At 52.5% G+C, this 2,808-nt stretch carries 4 protein-coding genes and 1 tRNA gene; 1 reads left to right on the plus strand and 4 read right to left on the minus strand.

The window, feature by feature from the left end:
- Nucleotides 1–797 (minus strand): substrate-binding domain-containing protein (locus tag B3797_RS12555; RefSeq protein ID WP_311791249.1); only part of this gene is annotated, 797 nt, incomplete at its 3' end.
- A gap of 506 nt (nt 798–1,303) precedes the next feature.
- On the opposite strand from B3797_RS12555, the gene B3797_RS12560 reads away from it, so the two are divergent.
- Nucleotides 1,304–1,379, plus strand: a tRNA-Asn gene (locus B3797_RS12560).
- A gap of 121 nt (nt 1,380–1,500) precedes the next feature.
- Here B3797_RS12560 and lsrG read toward each other — a convergent pair.
- The 3 genes from lsrG to B3797_RS19620 form a co-directional block, all read right to left on the minus strand.
- A complete protein-coding gene (gene lsrG, locus B3797_RS12565) occupies nt 1,501–1,791 on the minus strand; it encodes a (4S)-4-hydroxy-5-phosphonooxypentane-2,3-dione isomerase (protein ID WP_120453424.1) in 291 nt (96 codons plus the stop codon).
- Nucleotides 1,792–1,806: 15 nt separating this feature from the next.
- Nucleotides 1,807–2,682 carry a 3-hydroxy-5-phosphonooxypentane-2,4-dione thiolase gene (gene lsrF / locus B3797_RS12570; protein ID WP_311791250.1) on the minus strand — a complete coding sequence of 292 codons (876 nt, stop codon included), beginning with the start codon at nt 2,680–2,682 and terminating at the stop codon, nt 1,807–1,809.
- Nucleotides 2,683–2,711: 29 nt separating this feature from the next.
- A partial coding sequence (locus B3797_RS19620; RefSeq protein ID WP_414693079.1) for a hypothetical protein occupies nt 2,712–2,808 on the minus strand: 97 nt, incomplete at its 5' end.

The raw sequence follows: 2,808 nt of genomic DNA on the forward strand, positions 1-2,808 counted from the left end.
CCCTGCCCTTTAGCGTCCTGGAACACCGTGGCGACCATCTTGCCGTTTTTCAGCATCTGCAGCGCGTCCGGGGTGCCGTCTACGCCGGCGATCAGGATATGGTTAGGATTTTTGCCCAGCGCCTGCAGCGCACCGATAGCCATCTCATCGTTGTTGGAGGCGATCGCCTGGATATCGTCGCCTGCGGTCAGCCAGTTGCTCACCACGTCTACCGCATCGTTACGCATAAATTTTGCGGTCTGCTTCTGCACGACTTTGATGCCGGGGTATTTGGCGACAACCGCCTCAACGCCTTTGGTGCGGTCGCGCGTGGCTTCGTTAGCGAGATCGCCCATCAGAATGGCGACGTTGCCTTTGCCGTTTAACGCTTTCGCCAGCGCTTCCATCTGCAGACGGCCCGCCAGTTCGGAGTCCGACCCGACATAAGCCATCTTGTCGCTAAGCTCCGCCTGCGGGCGACGGTTAACAAAGATCAGCGGGATGCCCGCTTTGGTGGCCTGATCCATGATCGGTTTCACCGCGTTGGTATCCACCGGGTTGACGATGATGGCGTCTACGCCCTGGCCGATAAAGTTCTGTACCTGCTGCAGCTGCTGGGAGACATCGCCTTTGGCGTCTTCCATCTGCCCCTGAACGCCCTCTTTCTGCATCTCTTTTTGCATCGCGGTACGCAGAATGGTGAGGAAGTTGTCGTCGAACAACGCCATAGATACGCCGACCGAAAGATCTTTCGCCATCGCGGCGGCGGGCAACATGCAGGCTAACAGTGTGACAGCGAGTGTTTTTTTGATGTTCATGAGTAACCCTTATTGTCGTTAACTTGCCGACGCCGCTGATACCGCGAATGAAAAATATCTTTTACATTCACTCAACGTTGCTGGCGGTTCAAATCTGTTTACAGAGGTGGGGCCTGGACGTTCGCGCTTTTTTGTGACTCACTCCTCCTTTTTACAATTGCTTGTTTCCGCAGGAATTAATTTTAAAATTACGTTCCAGTTTTGCTGATTCATTCCGGCGGTGATAATAAGCAGTTTATTTATTCCATTAATATTGCTTTTGAAATTTTTATCATAAAAGCACTGAAACAGTTGTTTTAACATCGCGAAATAACAAAACTTTGACACGTATCTAACATCTGCTGGGAAATGCGTTTAAAGTGAGATCCTGTTGGCAGTTTGAAATCTCGCCGAATCTGTTGAAAAAGCGGCAATCCGCTGCTTTTGCGAGCGTTCAGTCGGGAAAAATGAAATCGTGCTTTGACAAGCCACAACGGCGTCGCTAATATTCGCCCCGTTCCAACGATTCCTCTGTAGTTCAGTCGGTAGAACGGCGGACTGTTAATCCGTATGTCACTGGTTCGAGTCCAGTCAGAGGAGCCAGATTTAAAAAGCCCGCTCAGGGAAACCTGAGCGGGCTTTTGGTTTTTTGTTTTTGGCTGGGTGTGAATACTCTCATGCTTACGGGCATAAATTCTGTTAACAGAGGAAGTAAAGGCTGTCTTTAGGGATAGATCCCTTTAAAACTGGTTTTTTTCCTGGGGCCAGTCATGATTTCCTCCAGCGCCTCGACGCACTTAAGATAATGTGGCGTTTTCTTGTGCGCGGCGACGGCGTCACTATCGGCATAAGCCTCATAGATGTAAAACCTGGTAGGCTCCTGTTCGTCTTGCAGCACATCAAATCGCAGATTGCCTGGTTCTTTAATTGCACCTAAATGGTTTTCGCGAAACACGTTCAGAAACTCATCGACCTTATCGGCTTTGACATTAATTTCTACGAGTGTGACTTCCATAACGCCTCCTCTGGCTCAGCATGTGTGGTCGAGAAACAGCTGGTAGGCATGATCTACGCTGGCGTTGTCATGCACCACGGCCTGTACCGCTTTCAGCATGGCAATCGGCGATTCGGACTGGAAGATGTTGCGCCCCATATCCACGCCAGACGCCCCCTGATCGATTGCCTGAAAGCACATCTCCAGCGCCTCGCGTTCGGGCAGTTTCTTGCCACCAGCGATAACAATCGGCACCGGGCAGCCTGCGGCGACGCGCTCAAAGCCGCTGTCCACATAGTACGTTTTGATGATGTGCGCCCCCATCTCGGCGGCAATGCGGGTTGCCAATGAGAAGTAACGCTGATCGCGCACCATATCTTTCCCCACGCCGGTCACCGCCATGGTTGGCATGCCGTAGCGGGTGCCTTGATCCACCAGTTGAATAATGTTTTTGATCGACTGATGCTCGTGCTCGCTGCCGATATACACCTGCGCGGCCATGGCTGACACATTCAGGCGCAGCGCGTCTTCAATCGCTACAGCAACCGTTTCATTCGACAGCTCGGTCAGAATCGAGTTACCTCCTGAAGCCCGTAGCACCACGGGTTTATTGACGGCGGCGGGCACCACGCTGCGCAGAATACCGCGCGTACACATCAACACGTCAGTGTATTCAAACAGCGGCGCGATATTGATATCGATCCGCTCCAGGCCGGTGGTTGGCCCCTGAAAATAGCCGTGGTCGAACGCCAGCATGACGGTCCGCCCGGAAGCTGGATTGAAAATGCGTGCCAGCCGTGACTGCATCCCCCAGTCCAGCGCCCCACTTCCCTTGAGAAAGAACGCGCGGTTACTTTGCGGCGTACCAATACCAAAATCCTTCCCGTCTTTGATGTCGTCTAGATCAGCCATCTCAAGCTCCCCTTACATTGACGTTAATGTCAAAAATCGTACTTACCGATGTTGTCTTTGGTGAACACCACGCGCTCCGGCAGCAGAACAATGCCGTTACCCCTGGCTTCATACTGGTAGCCCTGG

It is taken from the genome of Pantoea sp. UBA5923 (assembly GCF_002431095.1).
GTDB classification, from domain to species: Bacteria; Pseudomonadota; Gammaproteobacteria; order Enterobacterales; family Enterobacteriaceae; genus Pantoea; species Pantoea piersonii.